Origin of the sequence: Pseudomonas ceruminis, from assembly GCF_021602025.1 — a bacterium.
GTDB lineage: Bacteria > Pseudomonadota > Gammaproteobacteria > Pseudomonadales > Pseudomonadaceae > Aquipseudomonas > Aquipseudomonas ceruminis.
Map to the genome: position 1 here is coordinate 141594 of NZ_BQHW01000008.1, position 16666 is coordinate 158259.

At 61.9% G+C, this 16666-nt stretch carries 19 protein-coding genes and 1 tRNA gene; 10 read left to right on the top strand and 10 right to left on the bottom strand.

Annotation, left to right across the window (positions count from 1 at the left end; genetic code table 11):
* Nucleotides 1-39 precede the first annotated feature (39 nt).
* From L6D80_RS12105 to L6D80_RS12115, 3 genes are all read left to right on the top strand, one after another.
* Nucleotides 40-207 carry a hypothetical protein gene (locus L6D80_RS12105; RefSeq protein ID WP_156358127.1) on the top strand — a complete coding sequence of 56 codons (168 nt, stop codon included), beginning with the start codon at nt 40-42 and terminating at the stop codon, nt 205-207.
* Nucleotides 197-1351, top strand: a complete 1155-nt coding sequence (gene cfa / locus L6D80_RS12110; protein WP_176513609.1) for a cyclopropane fatty acyl phospholipid synthase — start codon at nt 197-199, stop codon at nt 1349-1351. Before L6D80_RS12105 ends, cfa begins: the two co-directional genes overlap by 11 nt.
* 410 nt (nt 1352-1761) lie before the next feature.
* Complete coding sequence (locus L6D80_RS12115) at nt 1762-1956, top strand: hypothetical protein (protein WP_176513607.1); 195 nt, start codon at nt 1762-1764, stop codon at nt 1954-1956.
* Between the two features lie 116 nt (nt 1957-2072).
* Here the strand turns inward: L6D80_RS12115 and L6D80_RS12120 are convergent, their stop codons facing one another.
* Complete coding sequence (locus L6D80_RS12120; protein ID WP_176513605.1) at nt 2073-2993, bottom strand: LysR family transcriptional regulator; 921 nt, start codon at nt 2991-2993, stop codon at nt 2073-2075.
* 98 nt (nt 2994-3091) lie between these two features.
* On the opposite strand from L6D80_RS12120, the gene L6D80_RS12125 reads away from it, so the two are divergent.
* Nucleotides 3092-3853 carry a sulfite exporter TauE/SafE family protein gene (locus tag L6D80_RS12125; RefSeq protein WP_054903469.1) on the top strand — a complete coding sequence of 254 codons (762 nt, stop codon included), beginning with the start codon at nt 3092-3094 and terminating at the stop codon, nt 3851-3853.
* A gap of 1 nt (nt 3854) precedes the next feature.
* Here the strand turns inward: L6D80_RS12125 and L6D80_RS12130 are convergent, their stop codons facing one another.
* From L6D80_RS12130 to L6D80_RS12145, 4 genes are all read right to left on the bottom strand, one after another.
* The gene (locus tag L6D80_RS12130) at nt 3855-5279 is read right to left on the bottom strand and encodes a GGDEF domain-containing protein (RefSeq protein WP_176513603.1); all 1425 of its coding nucleotides are present in this window, start codon (nt 5277-5279) and stop codon (nt 3855-3857) included.
* Nucleotides 5280-5417: 138 nt separating this feature from the next.
* Complete coding sequence (locus L6D80_RS12135; RefSeq protein WP_176513601.1) at nt 5418-7247, bottom strand: SLC13 family permease; 1830 nt, start codon at nt 7245-7247, stop codon at nt 5418-5420.
* A gap of 184 nt (nt 7248-7431) precedes the next feature.
* Complete coding sequence (locus L6D80_RS12140; protein ID WP_054903466.1) at nt 7432-7818, bottom strand: glycine zipper domain-containing protein; 387 nt, start codon at nt 7816-7818, stop codon at nt 7432-7434.
* A 51-nt stretch (nt 7819-7869) separates the two neighbouring features.
* Nucleotides 7870-8052, bottom strand: a complete 183-nt coding sequence (locus tag L6D80_RS12145) for a hypothetical protein (protein ID WP_220462431.1) — start codon at nt 8050-8052, stop codon at nt 7870-7872.
* Between the two features lie 220 nt (nt 8053-8272).
* On the opposite strand from L6D80_RS12145, the gene L6D80_RS12150 reads away from it, so the two are divergent.
* Nucleotides 8273-9433 carry a GGDEF domain-containing protein gene (locus L6D80_RS12150; protein ID WP_176513599.1) on the top strand — a complete coding sequence of 387 codons (1161 nt, stop codon included), beginning with the start codon at nt 8273-8275 and terminating at the stop codon, nt 9431-9433.
* A gap of 1 nt (nt 9434) precedes the next feature.
* On the opposite strand, the gene L6D80_RS12155 is transcribed toward L6D80_RS12150, so the two are convergent.
* A complete protein-coding gene (locus L6D80_RS12155; RefSeq protein ID WP_176513597.1) occupies nt 9435-9737 on the bottom strand; it encodes an RcnB family protein in 303 nt (100 codons plus the stop codon).
* Between the two features lie 163 nt (nt 9738-9900).
* Between L6D80_RS12155 and L6D80_RS12160 the strand changes: the two genes are divergently transcribed.
* The 3 genes from L6D80_RS12160 to L6D80_RS12170 are packed head-to-tail and all read left to right on the top strand — an operon-like array spanning nt 9901 to nt 11883.
* The gene (locus L6D80_RS12160; RefSeq protein ID WP_176513595.1) at nt 9901-11097 is read left to right on the top strand and encodes an NAD(P)/FAD-dependent oxidoreductase; all 1197 of its coding nucleotides are present in this window, start codon (nt 9901-9903) and stop codon (nt 11095-11097) included.
* Nucleotides 11098-11115: 18 nt separating this feature from the next.
* Entirely contained in the window at nt 11116-11481 is a 366-nt protein-coding gene (locus L6D80_RS12165) for a DUF1641 domain-containing protein (protein WP_054903487.1), read from the top strand.
* A gap of 51 nt (nt 11482-11532) precedes the next feature.
* A complete protein-coding gene (locus L6D80_RS12170; protein WP_176513593.1) occupies nt 11533-11883 on the top strand; it encodes a hypothetical protein in 351 nt (116 codons plus the stop codon).
* 102 nt (nt 11884-11985) lie between these two features.
* Here L6D80_RS12170 and L6D80_RS12175 read toward each other — a convergent pair whose 3' ends face one another.
* The 4 genes from L6D80_RS12175 to L6D80_RS12190 form a co-directional block, all read right to left on the bottom strand.
* Nucleotides 11986-12753 carry an SDR family oxidoreductase gene (locus L6D80_RS12175; RefSeq protein ID WP_176513591.1) on the bottom strand — a complete coding sequence of 256 codons (768 nt, stop codon included), beginning with the start codon at nt 12751-12753 and terminating at the stop codon, nt 11986-11988.
* A 23-nt stretch (nt 12754-12776) separates the two neighbouring features.
* Entirely contained in the window at nt 12777-13844 is a 1068-nt protein-coding gene (locus L6D80_RS12180; protein WP_176513589.1) for a phosphotransferase family protein, read from the bottom strand.
* 211 nt (nt 13845-14055) lie between these two features.
* Entirely contained in the window at nt 14056-14373 is a 318-nt protein-coding gene (locus tag L6D80_RS12185; protein WP_012315059.1) for an SCP2 sterol-binding domain-containing protein, read from the bottom strand.
* A gap of 56 nt (nt 14374-14429) precedes the next feature.
* Complete coding sequence (locus L6D80_RS12190) at nt 14430-15140, bottom strand: histidine phosphatase family protein (RefSeq protein WP_176513586.1); 711 nt, start codon at nt 15138-15140, stop codon at nt 14430-14432.
* Between the two features lie 194 nt (nt 15141-15334).
* On the opposite strand from L6D80_RS12190, the gene sohB reads away from it, so the two are divergent.
* Nucleotides 15335-16354: a protease SohB gene (gene sohB / locus L6D80_RS12195; RefSeq protein ID WP_054903678.1), complete on the top strand. Its 1020-nt coding sequence runs from the start codon at nt 15335-15337 to the stop codon at nt 16352-16354.
* 154 nt (nt 16355-16508) lie between these two features.
* A tRNA-Cys gene (locus tag L6D80_RS12200) sits at nt 16509-16582 on the top strand.
* Nucleotides 16583-16666 lie beyond the last annotated feature (84 nt).

Sequence of the window (16666 nt, forward strand, 5' to 3'; positions counted from 1 at the left end):
CCGGTCGCCGCGTTCCAGAGCGGTTTCCGGAGTTTGCTCATGTCGCCTGCCTGCGAAGTATGGATTCCTCCCAAGCGCTCGTCCGATGACCTGATCGAGTGGCTGCGCATGCTGATGCGCGCCGAGCGGGCGGGTGCACCATCGCCCCGCCCAGCACTGACTCCAGCCCGTGCGCCAAAATCAATAAGGACACACCATGCCTTCTGAGCTTTCCACTGATCTGCCCGAACCTGCGCAAGGCAACCGTACCACCCGTTTCGCTCGTTCCCTGCTAGCCCAGGCCGGTCTCGGCCTGCATGGCGAACAGCCCTGGGACATGCACCTGCACAGTGATGATGTTCCCCGACGTGCCTTGGCCCAGGGCAACCTTGGCCTGGGCGAGGCCTACATGGAGGGCGCCTGGGACTGCGATCAGCTGGACGAATTTTTTGCCCGGCTGCTGCGGGCTCAAGTACCCGACCGTATCAGCCCGCTGGCCTTGATCTACCATGCGCTTCAGGCACGCCTGCTGAACCGTCAGACTGTTGACCGCGCCTGGACGGTAGGAGAGCGTCACTACGACCTGGGCAACGACTTCTACGCGGCCATGCTCGACCCGCGCATGACCTACACCTGTGGTTACTGGAAAGACGCCGACAACCTGGCCCAGGCCCAGGAAGCCAAGCTCGACCTGATCTGCCGCAAGCTCGGCCTGCAACCTGGCATGCGCGTGCTGGACATCGGGTGTGGTTGGGGCAGCTTCATGGGATTTGCTGCCGAGCGTTATGGGGTCGAGTGCGTGGGTGTAACCATTTCCCGCGAGCAGTGCCAGTGGGCAGAAAAACGCTACAAAGGCCTGCCGTTGGCATTTCGTCTGCAGGACTACCGCGAACTGAACGAGCGTTTCGACCGCATTGTCAGCATCGGCATGTTCGAGCACGTCGGGCGCAAGAACCACCGCACCTTCATGGAGGTGGCTGCGCGCTGCCTGGATGATGAAGGCCTGCTGTTGCTGCATACCATCGGCAAGAACCGCCGGCGCGATGTGCCCGATCGCTGGATCGACAAATACATCTTCCCCAACGGCGATCTGCCCTCGATCGGCCAGATTGGCGATGCCGCCGACGGCCTGCTGGTGGTCGAAGACCTGCACAACTTCGGTGCCGACTACGACCGCACCCTGATGGCCTGGTACGCCAATTTCGAGGCCCACTGGCAATACTTCGCCAATGAGCTGGGTGAGCGCTTCCAGCGTATGTGGCGGTATTACCTGCTGTCGTGCGCAGGGGCATTCCGGGCACGTGACATCCAGCTGTGGCAGTGGGTGATGTCGCGCCAGGGCGTCGTCGGGGGCTATCAGCGGGTGAGCTAAGCCATGCGGGGGTCGCAAGACGGCCCCGCAGGCACCTATCTGATACGCTTTTTTTCCACAAACCTGAATCTGTAACCGTATCAGCCAAGCCTCGACAATGCTCTTCATCCTGACATCACGTGAAGAGGTTCCGATGGGCAAGCTGGCGCTGTTTCTGGGTGGCTTTCTGCTGTTGACCATTCTGATAGGCCTGCTTGGCACCATTCCGCCAAGCTGACCTGCTTTTTACCCACCGGCCCGCCGTTCTTGGCGGGCCAAATGCGTGTCTGCTCAATCCGCTCTTTTACGTCACCCACCGGCTTGGTGGTTGATGCAAGTCATTCTCAAGTGCTAGCCCATCGTGTACCCTGCCGCTCGCGTCATAATGGGTCGCGGCTGTGGCCGTTCTTTTGCGTTGGAGTGAACAGAGAATGGAATGCATGAAGGCCGCTGCAGCCATGCTGGAGTGGCGAAGCCGTTTTCTCGCGCAAGGCACCCTGGATGAAGACGGCTATGACCAGGCGTTACGCAGTGCCCAAGCGCTGGAGCAGTCCGGTGTGATTAGCGCGGCTGAATGGATCGAGCTGGTAAAGGCGGCGAACGCGGCGCTGCTAGATGTGCGATAAGTCCTTCTTTACGCGGGGAAATCTGTCCACAAAAAACGTGGGTAGGTCTGTGGATAAAATGCTGTAAGCCAGGCCGCTGGCGGCCTCCGTTAAATTGAGCAGATTTTGAACAGCCATCAGGGTGGCAGATGAACGCCGGCCTCTCCTGCCCGGCGTAACGCCAGCAGCAGTTCGCGCACGCGCGCTGGCAGCTCTCCGGCTGGGTACACCGCGTGCATCTGCGGGTCTTGGCCTGTACTTGATGTCAGGCGGTAACCTGCGCACACGCGCACCAGGCGGCCGGCCCTGACCTGTACCTCGCCAACCCAGTCTGCCAGGCGGGCGATGCCGGCACCTGCCAGGGTGCTGTGATAGACCGCATCGCCCGAGTTCAGGCGCAACCGAGGGTGAGGCCGCAGACTGGTGATCCGGCCATCGCGGCAGAAGTGCCAGGCTTTGAGAATGCGCGGGGCGGTGTGCAGGATCAGTGCATGTGCACCCAGTTCTTCCGGCAGTTGTGGTGTGCCATGACGCGCCACGTACTCGGGGCTGGCATAAAGGTGGCGTTGATAGCGCCACAACGGGAAGCCAATCAGCTCGCTTGATTGTGGGAATGCGCCGCGCACCACGAAATCAAGCTTGCCCAGCAACGGGTCCAGGGCCTCATCGCTGTATTGCACGTCCAGGGTCACCTGCGGGTGGCGCTGGGTAAACGCCGCCAGCACGCCGGGCAGCACATGCTCGCCGAGTAACTGTGGCACGGCAAAGCGGATCCAGCCTTGTGCGCTGCCGGTGAGCGCGGCCAACTCGTCAGCGGCGTCGCGTTGCACATCCAGCAAGCGCTCGGCATGGGGTAGCAAGCGCTCGCCCGCCTCGGTGAGCGTGACGGCATTGGCATTGCGGTTGAGCAACTTGCACCCGGTATTGTCTTCCAGGGTCTGCACCGCCCGCGTCACAGCACTGGGCGAGCGGCCCAGCGCACGCGCAGCGGCGACGAAGCTGCGCTTGTGCGCGACACTGACGAAGGCCTGTATTTCGCGCAGCATGTCCAACGCCATGGGAGTCCCTTGTTGCAGTTTTTGCAATGTGGCATTTCACCACAAGCGCGGTGCTTTGTTTAGCCTTGCCGTCTGCTTTCACTGCCTGGAACCGCGTCATGATGGATATTGCCGTACTCTCCCTGTTCGCCTTTGCCGCTGGGCTGATCGATGCCGCCGTTGGCGGGGGCGGGCTGATTCAGATCCCGGCGTTGTTCAACGTGTTGCCAACGGCGCAACCGGCGGCGCTACTGGGCAGCAACAAACTGGCATCGGTATGCGGCACAGCCTTCGCGGCCCGTTCATTCATTCGTCGGGTGACCCTGGACTGGGGCTTGATCGTGCCGGCGGCGCTCAGCGCTTTCGTCATGTCGTTCGCCGGGGCTGCCACGGTGTCGCTGGTGCCGCCCAGCGTGATGCGCCCGGCCGTGTTGGTGCTGATCGTACTCATGGCGATCTACACCTTCTGCAAGAAGGATTTCGGCACCTTGCACAAGCCTGCGAAGATTGGTCGCAAGGAGCAGTGCCTGGCGGTGCTGATCGGCGGAGCCATCGGTTTCTACGATGGCCTGTTCGGGCCGGGTACGGGCAGCTTCCTGATCTTTCTGTTCATTCGTTTCTTTGCCCTTGACTTTCTGCATGCCTCGGCCTCGGCAAAGGTGGTCAATATCGCCACCAACCTGGCTGCGCTGGTGTTCTTCGTGCCGTCTGGCAACGTGCTGTACGCCATTGCCTTGCCGATGGCTGCGTGCAACATCCTGGGGGCGCTGACCGGGACATGGCTCGCTGTGCGTAAAGGGGCAGGCTTCGTGCGGGGGCTGTTCCTGATCCTGCTGTGCGTGCTGATAGCCAAGTTGTCCTGGGACCTGCTGGCCGGTTGAATCAGATCACCTGGCGCTGGGCTTCGGCCTGCTCGACCCGGTTGCGACCCTGGGCCTTGGCGCGGTATAGCGCGTGGTCCGCGCGTGCCAGCACCTCGTCCAGGTTGGGTGCTGGTTCATCTGCGGCGTAACCGTCCAGGCCGATGCTGACGGTGATTCTCAGCCGCCCATCATTCTGCGCAACGTGCAGGTCCTGCACGGAGCGGCGCAAGCGTTCGGCGATAAACTTGGCCTGCGCTGGCGCCAGGCCAGGGAGCATCACCACGAACTCCTCACCGCCCATGCGGGCCAGCAGCTCGCCCTCATGCAACTGGTCTTGCAGGGTGCGGGCAAAAAGGCGCAGTACCTGGTCACCCACGGCATGCCCATGCTGGTCGTTGATCGCTTTGAAGTGATCGATGTCGAGCATCATCAAGGTCAGCGGCAGCGCCTGCGCGTGCTGGCGTCGATTGTCGAGCAGGGTGTTGGCGCGCCGGGTGAAGGCGCTGCGGCTCAGCACGCCAGTCAGGTGATCGATACTGGCCTGTTGTGCCAGGCGGGCCATCAAGCTGCGATTGGCCTGGCTGACGCACGCCACCACCAGCGGCCCCAGCACCAGCATGGCGATGCCCAGGCGGGCCGACATAAGCGTGGTGACCCCGTACTCGCTTTGCGGCACGCTGAAATGCATGAGGTTCTGCGCGACCGCGACGATCAGCGTGCTGCCGGCGGTCAGCGTCAATAGCGACACGAGGAAGGGTGAGTAGGTCCATGCACACCACAGCAGCGCAGCGATCGGGAAGGCAATTGCCCCGGGCCCGCCAAACAGGATGCTGACCGCCAATGACGCCAGCAACACCAGCAGGGGGGCCAGGCGAATTGCCTGGCTGTTGCTGCGCACCAGCACGCGCGCCGAAGGTGCCGTGAGCATTACCGGCAACACCAGCACGCTGGTCGAGAACTGTTCGCTGAACCAGGCCAGCCACGTTGCTCGCAGCGATTGCTCGAACCACGGGGTGGCCATCAGGCAAGCCAGTGTTGCCGCCACCATAGCGCCTGCCGCGCACGCACCAAATACATTGAGGACACCATGCGGGGTACGCAAGCGCCGGTGTGGCCGGGGTAAACGTGACAGGAGCAAGAAGGTGGTCATCACCTCACCCAGGTTGCACAGGTTCAGCCACAAGGCCGGTGCCCAGTCGCTACCGCACGCCAGGTCGGCGGCAACCATCGCCAGCCAGACCAGGCCGAAGCCAATCGGGCCAGCCTGCCGCGGGTAGCGTAGCAACACGCCGATCAGCACGGCATTGACCGGCCAGAACAGGGATAACGATTCGATCGGCCGTGCCAGGATCCCGCACAGGGTCATGGCAAAGGTCAAGCCGAACAGGGCGGCATAGGGCAACACGCGCAATTGGGCTGGAAACACCATAGGTCCGACCGACAAGCGGAAACGAGATCCAGGACAACGGCCGTAGGCACCTGGGGCAATGACGCGTCAGTGTGTTTCCACAGGGGGCTTGATGTCAATCTGCCGTGATCGTGCGCGATTATGCCAATTTGCTACTGCTGCTTGCCGCCTTTATTACAGGCCAAAGAACCAAGGCACCATGACGACCGTCACTGCCATTACCAGCAGGGTAAAGGGCACGCCGACCTTGACGAAATCAGCGAAGCGATATTGGCCAGGGCCTAACACCAAGGTGTTGACCGGCGAAGAGACCGGCGTCATGAATGCCGCCGAGGCCGCCAGGGCCACAGTCATGGCGAAGGGGTAGGGCGACAGTCCCAACTGGGCCGCCGTGCTGATCGCCACAGGTGCCATCAGCACGGCGGTGGCAGTGTTGGAGATGAACAGGCCGATGACCGCCGTTACGGTGAACAGGCAGGCAAGCATGGCGATTGGCCCGGCGCCGCCTAGTAGGCTGACCAGGCCACCCACGGCAAGGTCGATGCCGCCGGTTGTCTGCAAGGCCTGGGCGAACGGCAGCATGCCGACGATCAGCACCAGGCTTTGCCAATGGATGGCCCGATAGGCGCTGTCCATATCAATGCAGCGCCCTGCACCCATCAGCAGGCAACCTATCAGTGCGGCAATGACGTTGGGCACTGCACCGGTGACCATCAGGCCGACCATCACCGCCAGGCTGATCAGGGCATACGGCGCGCGCGCGCGTGCCGGTGCAACCTGGTCGATCTCGGCGGGCAGGCTCAACACCAGAAAGTCCTTTGGCTGGCCTTGCAGCTGACGCACGGCTTTCCAGGGGCCGACCACCAGCAACGTGTCGCCCAGGCGCAGGGGCTCCTCCACCAGGTTCTCGTCGATCGCCCCCTGGTCGCGGCGCAGGCCGACCACGTTGAGGTCGTAGCGGCTGCGAAAGGCCAGGTCCAGGATGCTTTTGCCGATCAGTTGCGAGCCCGGTGGCAGGGACACTTCGGCCATGCCCAGTTCCTGGGACTGGTCGATGAAGTAGGCGGCCTTGAAGTGCAGCGGCTCCAGTTGCATGGTCTGGCACAGGCTGCGCAAGTCGTCGCGGTTGGCGAACAGGTCGAGCAACAGTACATCACCCTGGTGCAGGACGGTGCTGGAGCTGGCGGCGATCACCCGGGTGGTGAATTTGTGCTGGCGCTCGATGCCTATCACGTTGGCGCCATGGCGGGTGCGCAACTGCAGCTCACCAAGGGTATGGCCGATCAGCGGCGAGTGGGGGCGAATGCGCAGGCGCCGCTCGCGGCCGTTGAGCTTGTAGTCCAGCACCAGGTCCAGCAAAGTGCGGCGGCTTTCAACCCGGCCGTCCTTGCGCACTTCACCGTTGAGCCAGTGGCGCGTCAGCAACATGTAGCCGACGCCGAGTACCAGGACCACCAGGCCGAACGGGGTGAAACTGAAAAAGCTGAAACCGGGCTCGCCGTGGCGCATCAGCTCGCTGTGCACCACCACGTTGGGCGGGGTGGCCACCAGGCTGAGCATGCCGCTGATCAGGCCGGCGAAGCTGAGCGGCATCATCAGGCGGCTAGGCGAAATTTGCAGGCGTGCGGCAATGCTCAGGACCACCGGGATGAAAATGGCCACCACGCCGGTCGAACTCATCACCGAGCCCAGCAGGGCCACCGACACCATCAATAACACCAACAGGCGTGCCTCGCTGTTGCCGGCCCGTTCGCTCATCCACTCGCCGATTCGGTAGGCGATACCGGTGCGTACCAGCCCTTCGCCAATGACGAACAGGGCTGCGATCAGTACCACACTGGGATCGCTGAAGCCGGCCAGGGCCTGCTCGACGCTGAGAATCCCCGACAGCGGCAATGCGAGGATGACCAGGAGTGCGACGACGTCCATGCGTGGACGGTTGATGACGAAGAGTACGACGACGACAGCCAGCAGGCCGAGGACCCAGAGCAGTTCCTGGTTCATGGGGCGGGGTGTTCCTTCACACAAGAGGGCACGCAAGACAGTAGCATTCAGTGTGACAGCGTGTGGTGAAGCAAGTGTTGATGAGGGTCAGCGGGGCGTGTTGCTGGCGCGCTGGTGCTTCGCGCGCATGGATGTGCCGGCAGTGCATGAGGGCAGGCCGGCCTGCCCTCACAAGGCTGGGTAATCAATGACGGTGGCGGCGGTGCTTCTTGCCGTTGTCGTCAGCCAGGTGGTTGCCGATGGCGCCACCAGCCGCGCCACCTAGGCCAGCACCGATGGTCGAACCCGCCGAACCGCCCACCTTGCCGCCCAGCAGCGAGCCGCCAGCCGAGCCCAGGCCACCGCCAATGGCGGCTTCGGTTCGGTTTCCTTTGCGCGCAGCGACCGCGCTACCCGCTGCGCCGCCCAGGCCGGCGCCAATGGCCGCGCCCGTGCTGCCGCCCATCTGTTTACCGACAACGTTACCCAGGACACCCCCCAGGCCACCGCCAATGGCGGCAGTACCGTCACCGGCGAAAGCGCCTTGGCACAGCAGCAGGCCAAGGGCGAGGGAAGGCAAAGTCAGACGCATGATAAGAGCCTCGGAAAAATCATCAGGTTTAAAGTGGATTGAAAAGACGTCTTAGCGGTAATCGCGGTCACGGTAGCGGCGATCATCATCGTCGCGGTTGTAACGCTGGTGGTGACGGTGGTCGCGATCGCTATCGCGCCAGCCGCCGTCGTCATCACGATAATGGTGGTGGTGGCAACCGGCGATGAGTAGAAAGGCGGCGATCAGCGAAAGGCTTGCAAGGCGGGGTATCACGGTATAGGTCCTTGATCCGCAAAGGTTTACGGGGCACTTCCTGAGACTGTGATCGATCCATTTGGTTTCCTTGGCGGGCAATATTTTGCCGCGACGGTGATGAGCGGCGTGCTTGCCGGCTGCTGTTCTGTCCCGTTGGGTCATGGCTTGCCTGGCGTACCGGCCCTAGAATTCACCCAGGCCGCATTGAAGATGGCTATCTGCCGCACGGTGAATCACGATGATCGCCCATACTCCGACGCTGTTCGCCGCCGTCGCCCTGGTTGCGACGATCCTGGCCTTTTGCCTGTTGCTGGTTGGTCAGCCCAACCGTCGCGACAACCTCTGGCTGACTGGTTGCGGCTTGCTCGCCCATGCGTTGGCCTATGTCTGCTACACCGTTTATGGGCATGCGCCGTTATGGTTGAGCTATGGCTTGGGTAACAGCCTGCTTTCGCTGGCCCTGGCGTTTTATTCGGCGAGCCTGTTTCGCGTGCGTGAGCAAGCGGTGCCCGGGTGGCGGATCTTCGCTCTCCCGGCGCTCATGCTGGTAGGCCTGATGCTGCTGCTCGATACCCTGGAACCGCGCATGCTGCTGGCGAGCCTGGTGCTGATGCTGCAGTGTGGGATGATCCTGTACTGGGCCCGCCGCCACGTCGAGCGGCCGGGCAGGGCGCACCTGTTGTTGGAAATCGGCGCCCTGATCAGCCTGGTCGGCCTGGGCATGCGCGCGTGGGCGGTGGCCACTGGCACGGCCGGGGAAATGCGCTACGACACCAGCAACCTCAAGCAGAGCATTTCTGTGGCCATCGGCACGGTCACGGTGATGATGTTTTCCATCGGTCTGGTACTGATGGCCAAGGAGCGCAGTGAATCACGCTTGCAGCACCTGGCCTTGCGCGATGTGCTCACGGGCACCTACAACCGCCGGGCGATTCTCGAGCGTTTTGCCGTTGAAGTAGACCGCGCCCGGGAGGAGCAGAGCCACCTGGCCGTGGCAATGATCGACATCGACCACTTCAAACAGATCAATGACCTGTACGGCCATCAAGCCGGCGACGAGGTGCTGTGCCATTGCGTACGTCAGTTGCAACAGCGCATGCGCCAAGGCGATAGCCTTGGGCGTTATGGGGGTGAGGAGTTTCTGCTGCTGTTGCCCCATGCCGATCGCGAAGGGGCCATGACCGCTTTGCAAGCCTTGCGTGAGGCCGTTGCCAGCACGCCAGCGCAGTTTGCCGGTGACACCATTGCGCTGCGTTTCAGCGTGGGCCTATGGTGCGGGGTACCCGCCCCCCATGACAGCACCGCGAGCCTGTTGGCCCAGGCTGACGCGGCGTTGTATCAGGCCAAGGCCGGCGGGCGCAACGCCGTGCACATGGCGGCGTTGCTGAGCCTTGGTTGAATCACGACGCCGGGTGAATGGCCAGCACCACACCGTTGGTGATCTGCACCATCACATAATGATCGCCCATGCGCACCCAGTGGCTCTCCTTTTCAGGGGCTGGCAAGCCCCGGGCTTTCCAATCCTTGACCGCTGCATCCTCACGTTTGTACTGGTCGGGCGCCTTGTCCCCCACCGTCAGTTCGCGGTTGTGGGTTTGTGGGGCGGTCACGCTGTCTTGCGATGATTCGGCCGCCAGCACAGGGAGCGTCGGGCTGAGGAGGGCAGCAAAGGCCAGGGCGGTTACCAGCGGGCGTTTTTTCATCAGTAGCTCCAACGAAGGGGTTCGTTGTGTAGGACTATCGATCGGCGCGAGCATTCAAATTAATTGGCCAAGGGTGCTGGGCTTATAGCCAATCGATCTTCCTATATATCGATTCTGTGTAATGCTTTGAGTTTGCATGACAGTTCGCAAGGAGGCGGTAAACATGTCAACTCAGCATCATATTGTCATCGTGGGTGGCGGCGTTGGCGGCACGATGTTGGCCAACCAGCTGGTGCGAAAGCTGTATCCGGAACTGGGCAGTGGCAAGGTGCGCATCACGTTGCTGTCCGATTCGCCAGACCACTTCTACAAGCCCGCCTTCATGTATGTGGCCTTCGACAGTTTTTTCGAGCAGGAGCTCAAGCGCCCCGAGCGCTCCTTGCTGCGCCCGGAGATCGACTTCCGCGTAGAGAAGGTGGACCGTTTCGATTTCCCCGGGCAGTGCCTGCACACGGCCTCCGGCAAACGCGTGAGCTATGACTTCCTGGTCATCGCCACAGGCTGTGTACCCGCGCCGGAGCGCATCGAAGGCTTGCCCGAGGCGGGCGATCACTTCTACCAGTATGCTGCCGCTCGGCAACTGGCCCAGCGTCTGACGACCATCAAGCAGGGGCGCATCTTCATCACGGTGTCTTTCCCGCAAACCCCCAACGTACCGCACCAATGTGGCATCGCCCCGGTGGAAACCACGCTGATGCTGGATGATTTGCTGCGCCGCCGTGGGGTGCGCGACAAGGTCGAGATCATCTATACGTACCCCACCACGGCGCAACTGCTGCGCAACTGCCTGTTTCTGCAGCGGCCGACGGGTGAGGTGCTGCCGACGATTTTCAGCCAACGCGCAATCCAGCACCAGCGGGGGTTCACCCTTGACCGGGTCGACCCGGATGCACGGGTGGCCTATTCAAAAGAAGGCCAGGCGCAGCCGTTCGACATTCTCATGGCCACACCGCCCATCCGTGCGGTGGATGCCGTGCTGGCCAGTGGCGTATCGCAGTCGGCCAATGATGAAGGCTGGCTGCCGACCAATCATGAGACCTTGCAGGTGTATGGCCTGGAGCGGGTCTATGTCATCGGCGATACCGTCGACCTGCCGGTGAGTAAGGCGGGGGGCAGTTGCCATAACCAGGCACCGGTGATCGCCAACAACATCGCGGGTGAGATTCGCCTTGGCGCCCCTTGCGCCGTCTACGACGGCAAGGTTCAGGCCGTGGCGCAGATGGGCCTGGATGCGGGCATGCCGCTGACTTACGACTACACCCGCGATGTATTGCCAACGCCGCCGACCAAACTGGGTGGCCTGCTGCGCAATGGTTTCAACCGCGGTTTGTACTGGGCCGTGGCCCGAGGAATGTTGTGAGCGATGGAGAGCAATGCCATGAATACCGTTGAAACGAACCCAGCCTCGGTCGGCAATCCGGGGCTGCAAGCCCTGCTGGACAAGCTGCAGCCGCTGCTTGATGGCGGCCGGCTGAACAATATCGTTGATGTGTTATCGCTAGGGGCAGACCTAGTGGACATGGTCGATGCTGCGCTGGTGGAAAAGCTCGCGGTGCAGTTCGAGGAGTTCACGGCGCTCAATTGGGTGGTCGGCAATGCCGTGCGAAGCGCCAAGCGCCAGGGCGAGCAAGACGCGTCCGCGCTCGGCACGCTGGCCTTGCTTCGCTTGCTGCAAGACCCCGATACCCGCCGAGGGTTGACGTTGGTGCTGCGCACGCTGCAGGCGATCGGGCGCCAGTGCTGACGCTGGAGGCGCCACGGTGCTAGAGTCGCTGTTTTTTGAGTGGGGAAGGGCATGCGCAAGGTATTGTTGGTGTTGGCTGTGGCAGCGCTGGGTGGCTGTGCATCAGCGGCCATGGACACGGCACGTGGTGGCAAGCCGACCGCTCAACTCGCCTCGCAGAAAGCGCCCGAGCTGGTGGCCCAATGTATCCAGTTCAGTTGGCAGAAAGAGGACGTGTTCGGCGAGGATGCCAGTGGTTATCTGGAGCCGCGCAAGCAGGGCGGGCTGACTGTCTATACCCGTGAAGCGGAGTCGTTCGTGGATGTCTACCCACAAGCCGACGGTACGCGGGTGGATTACTACGCGCAGAAGAACGATGGCGTGGCATTGCAGCGCCGGGCGGCGGCAGCGACCTGCCTGTAACCCAAGCTGCGCGGGAGGCGCCACCAGGGCAACGGCGCTGGCGGCGCGTGGCAGCAGCGCCACTCGCCTTAGCGCTATGCCCTACAGGCGATCAACGCGGGATCAGGACAGGTAGCCGCCGTCTACATTGAGCGCGGTGCCGGTGGTGTAGCTGGAGGCCGCGCTGGCCAGGTACAACACGGCGCCGGCCATCTCCTTCGGGTCGGCTACGCGCTTAAGTGGGATCTGCTGCAGCGCGGCATTGAGGATGGTGTCGTTTTTTACCAGCGCCGAGGCGAACCTGGTGTCGGTCAGGCCTGGCAGCAGGGCGTTGCAGCGGATGCCGAACTGCGCGCATTCCTTGGCGAAGACCTTGGTCATGTTGACTACCGCTGCCTTGGTCATCGAGTAGATGCCCTGGAAGTGGCCCGGCGATACGGCATTGATCGACGCCACATTGATAATGCTGCCAGCGCCGTTTTCGCGCATCAGCTTGCCGGCCTCCACTGACATGAAGAAGTAGCCGCGGATATTGACATCGACGGTCTTCTGGAATGCGCTCACATCGGTGTCCAGCACGTTGCAGAACTGAGGGTTGGTCGCGGCATTGTTGACCAGGATATCCAGACGCCCGAACTGTTCGCGGATGCTGGTGAACACCTGCTGGATCTGCTCCAGCTCGCCAATGTGGCAGGCCACCGCGGTGGCTTTGCCGCCAGCGGCGACGATCGCATCGGCGACCGGCTGGCAGCCATCGAGTTTACGGCTGGAGACGATCACATGGGCACCCTGCTGGGCCAGCAGGTGGGCGATGGCCTCGCCGATGCCACGGCTGGCGCCGGAGACGAAAGCGATCTTGCCGTCGAGGTCGAACAGGTGGGTCTTGGACATGCTGTTTTCCTTGTTGTCGGTCGTCAGAGCGTGGACTTGGCGATCACTTGCAAGCTCATGTGCTCCAGCAGCCGGTTCATGTGGATGAACTGGGCGAAGCGCTTGTCCTGGGTCTGCTTGTGGTAGAAGCGGTAGTAGATCTGCTGGACGATCCCGGCCAACCGGAACAGGCCATAGCAGTAGTAGTAATCGAAATTGTCGAGGCTGATGCCGGCGCGCTCGGCATAGTAGTCGACGAATTGGCGGCGGGTGAGCATGCCGGGGGCGTTGCTGGGTTGGCGACGCATGAGTTGCACCGGTGCCGGGTCACTCGCCTCGATCCAGTAGGCCAGGCTATTACCCAGGTCCATCAGCGGGTCACCGAGGGTGGCCATTTCCCAGTCGAGCACGCCAATGATGCGCATAGGGTTGTCGGCATCGAGGATGACGTTGTCGAAGCGGTAGTCGTTGTGCACGATGCCGGGGCGCGGATGGTCGCTGGGCATTTTCTCGCGCAGCCAGGCAATCACCTGCTCCCAGCGCGGTGCGTCAGGGGTCAGAGCCTTTTCGTAGCGGCTGGTCCAGCCTTCGATCTGGCGTTGCACATAGCCTTCGGGCTTACCCAGGTCGGCCAGGCCGCAGGCGTTGTAGTCGACCTGGTGCAGGTCTACCAAGCGGTCGATGAAGCTCTTGCACAAGGCTTCGGTGCGGGTGGCATCCAGGTTCAGCTCGGCGGGGATGTCCGAACGCAGGATAATGCCCTTGACCCGTTCCATCACGTAGAACTCGCCGCCGATCAGCGACTCGTCGGTGCAATGCACATAGGCCTTGGGGCAGAACGGGAAACCGTTGTTGAGCTGGTTGAGAATTCGAAACTCGCGGCCCATGTCATGGGCCGACTTGGCTTTCTGGCCGAACGGCGGGCGACGCAGCACGAACTCACGCCCGGGATAAACGACCAGGTAGGTAAGGTTGGACGCGCCGCCGGGGAACTGGCTGATGCGTGGCGTGCCTTCGAGGCCCGCGATGTTGGCCTTCAGAAAAGGGTCGATGACGGCCGCGTCGAGTTCTTCGCCGGGGCGTACCTGGGTGGACTGGTCGGTGAGCGTCATGCGTTTTCCTTATTATCGAGCGCAAGGACTATTGGCTAATCTAATGGCACGAGCGGTTTGGAACAAGCGTGCCAGCTGTCAAATAGGTATGGGTGTTGCCGGTCGATCAATCGCTTTGATCGGGCGGCGGCATACCATGCAAGCGCGCCAGGCAAAAAAAAACCGAAGCCGGTCAGGCTTCGGTTTTTAAGGCGCTCGGTGTGCGCATCCCTCAGGAAGGGAACAGCTCGCTGAGTTTCATCGACAGCATCATGTCGCCTTCGACGCGCAGCTTGCCGCCCATGAAAGCCTGCATGCCGTCGGTTTCACCGCTGACAATGCCCTTGAGGGTTTCGCTGTCCATTACCAGGGTGCAGTTGGCATCCGGGTTCTCGCCTTCCTGCAGGTTGCAGGTGCCATCCTTGACGATCAGCGCGTAGTGTTTGTCTTCGTCGGTGATGTTGAAGCCGAACACCAGGTCCAGGCCTTCGGCTGCAGACGGGTTGAACTTCTCTTGCATCTTTTTCACGGCATCAGCTACGGAGGTCATGGCGCATTCCTTATAGAGTGATATTCACGTCCCCGCAGGGACACAACAGGCCGGAGTCATCGATAGGTGATGAGCTCCGGCACCTTCAACAGCTGCACATGGGCTTGGCTGTTGAAGGAAGCCAGTGCCACGTCGCGGCCGCGGAACTTCAGCTGGCTGAGCGACGTGTTGATGATCTGCCAGTTCAGCGCGAAGGCTTGGCTGGGGGTAATACCGGTAACCAGGTGAAGCAGGGCGGCGATGGTGCCGCCGGAGGTGAACACGGCAATGTTGTCGCCACTGCCGGCATTCTCCAGCAACCGCTGCAGGCCAGTTTGCACGCGGGCCGTGAACGCTTGCCAGGTTTCCAGGCCGTCGTCGGCATGGTCGCAGTCGTACCAGCGTTGCACCATCAGGGCGAACAGGCGCTGGAACTCGCTGCGGTGCTGGGCACCGTTACGCAGGATATGCCGGGCGTTCGGCTCATCGGCCAACAACCCAGGCAGCAGCGCCCGGATCACACCATCGGCATCGAACTCATTGAATGCCGGGTCGGTGTCGATGAGGGGGACGGCGCAGCCGCCAGCGTGCAATGCTTGCAGCGCAAGCCGGGCGGTGTCTTGCTGGCGGCGCAGGTCACCCGCCACGCAACGGTCCAGGCGCACGCCAAGCTGGGCCAGGTGTTCGCCCAGTGCCTGGCTTTGCCGAACGCCTACCGGCGACAGAACGTCATAGTCGTCGGCACCAAAAGAGGCTTGGCCATGTCGGATCAGGTAGAGGTTGCCCACAAAGGTATCCGGCTTGAAGGTTGCTGCGAGGTTAGGTTGCGCCACACAGGCTGTCAACGAAAAAACATACAAGCGTTTGAAAAGGTTGTTTGAACTGTGTTGCCAGCATTTACCGTCGCTGGCAGCGCCTCGGGCGCCCCGGTATGCTTGCATCAGTTTCGCGCTGTGAAGGCGCTGGTTCATAAGGAGTCAACGTGGAGTTTCTTGCCGAATACGCAAGCTTTCTCGCTAAAACCGCCACCCTGGTCATTGCCATTCTGGTGGTGCTGTCTGCTATTGCCGGTTTGCGCGGCAAGGGGCGGCGCAAGGCTGGCGGGCAATTGCAGGTCACCCGTCTGAACGAGTTCTATAAGGAATTGCGCGAGCGCCTGGAGTCGGGCCTGCTCGACAAGGCCCAGCTCAAGGCCCTGCGCAAGCAGCAGGCCAAGACGGAAAAACAACAGAAGAAGGGCAAGGCTGAAGAGAAGGGCCGGGTGTTCGTGCTCGACTTCGATGGCGACATCAAGGCCTCTGCCACCGAAAGCCTGCGCAACGAGATCACCGCGCTGCTCACCCTCGCTACCCCGCGTGACGAAGTGGTACTGCGCCTGGAAAGCGGTGGAGGCCTGGTGCACAGCTACGGCCTGGCGGCCTCGCAGTTGGCGCGGATCCGCCAGGCAGGCATCCCGCTGACGGTGTGCATTGACAAAGTGGCCGCCAGTGGCGGTTACATGATGGCTTGTATTGGCGAGAAGATCGTCAGCGCACCTTTTGCGGTACTGGGTTCGATCGGCGTGGTGGCGCAATTGCCCAACGTCAACCGCCTGCTGAAGAAGCACGACATCGATTTCGAGGTTCTGACCGCCGGCGAGTACAAGCGCACCTTGACGGTCTTTGGCGAAAACACCGAGAAGGGCCGGGAGAAGTTTCAGGAAGACCTGGACATCACTCACCAGTTGTTCAAGGACTTCGTTGCCCGCTACCGCCCGCAGTTGCACATCGACGAAGTGGCCACCGGCGAGGTCTGGCTGGGCGTAGCCGCGCTGAACCGCAAGCTGGTGGACGAACTGCAGACCAGCGACGAGTATCTCAGCGACCGCGCACGTCACGCCAACCTGTTCCACCTGCACTACGCCGAGCGCAAGAGTTTGCAGGAACGCATCGGCATGGCTGCCAGCGGCACCGTGGAGAACGCCGTGGTAGGGTTGTGGAGCAAACTCGGCCGCTTGCGCTAAGACCTTGAACCCCTTGAATATTTTTTATGTTCAGGGGGTTGCAAGGTGCGAGGAATGCAGACATAATGGCGCCCATCGAAACGCAGCAAACCTTGAAAAAGGTGCGGTGTTTCAAGGAGATAGCAAAGCGCAAGCGGCTAGATCCAAACTTTGAGGCCGAGTAGCAAAGTGGTTATGCTCCGGATTGCAAATCCGTCTACGCCGGTTCGATTCCGACCTCGGCCTCCACCATTCGAAAGCCCCGCAGCCATTGAGGTTGCGGGGCTTTTTTCATGCCTGCGGATTTTGCTGGCCCCACCCATTTGGGACAAT

Bases quoted from the DNA above. Each gene is read 5' to 3' on its own strand.
- L6D80_RS12105 (WP_156358127.1), top strand. From the start codon at position 40: ATGTCGCCTGCCTGCGAAGTATGGATTCCTCCCAAGCGCTCGTCCGAT.
- cfa (WP_176513609.1), top strand. From the start codon at position 197: ATGCCTTCTGAGCTTTCCACTGATCTGCCCGAACCTGCGCAAGGCAAC.
- L6D80_RS12115 (WP_176513607.1), top strand. From the start codon at position 1,762: ATGGAATGCATGAAGGCCGCTGCAGCCATGCTGGAGTGGCGAAGCCGT.
- L6D80_RS12120 (WP_176513605.1), bottom strand. From the start codon at position 2,993: ATGGCGTTGGACATGCTGCGCGAAATACAGGCCTTCGTCAGTGTCGCG.
- L6D80_RS12125 (WP_054903469.1), top strand. From the start codon at position 3,092: ATGATGGATATTGCCGTACTCTCCCTGTTCGCCTTTGCCGCTGGGCTG.
- L6D80_RS12135 (WP_176513601.1), bottom strand. From the start codon at position 7,247: ATGAACCAGGAACTGCTCTGGGTCCTCGGCCTGCTGGCTGTCGTCGTC.
- L6D80_RS12140 (WP_054903466.1), bottom strand. From the start codon at position 7,818: ATGCGTCTGACTTTGCCTTCCCTCGCCCTTGGCCTGCTGCTGTGCCAA.
- L6D80_RS12150 (WP_176513599.1), top strand. From the start codon at position 8,273: ATGATCGCCCATACTCCGACGCTGTTCGCCGCCGTCGCCCTGGTTGCG.
- L6D80_RS12155 (WP_176513597.1), bottom strand. From the start codon at position 9,737: ATGAAAAAACGCCCGCTGGTAACCGCCCTGGCCTTTGCTGCCCTCCTC.
- L6D80_RS12160 (WP_176513595.1), top strand. From the start codon at position 9,901: ATGTCAACTCAGCATCATATTGTCATCGTGGGTGGCGGCGTTGGCGGC.
- L6D80_RS12165 (WP_054903487.1), top strand. From the start codon at position 11,116: ATGAATACCGTTGAAACGAACCCAGCCTCGGTCGGCAATCCGGGGCTG.
- L6D80_RS12170 (WP_176513593.1), top strand. From the start codon at position 11,533: ATGCGCAAGGTATTGTTGGTGTTGGCTGTGGCAGCGCTGGGTGGCTGT.
- L6D80_RS12175 (WP_176513591.1), bottom strand. From the start codon at position 12,753: ATGTCCAAGACCCACCTGTTCGACCTCGACGGCAAGATCGCTTTCGTC.
- L6D80_RS12180 (WP_176513589.1), bottom strand. From the start codon at position 13,844: ATGACGCTCACCGACCAGTCCACCCAGGTACGCCCCGGCGAAGAACTC.
- L6D80_RS12185 (WP_012315059.1), bottom strand. From the start codon at position 14,373: ATGACCTCCGTAGCTGATGCCGTGAAAAAGATGCAAGAGAAGTTCAAC.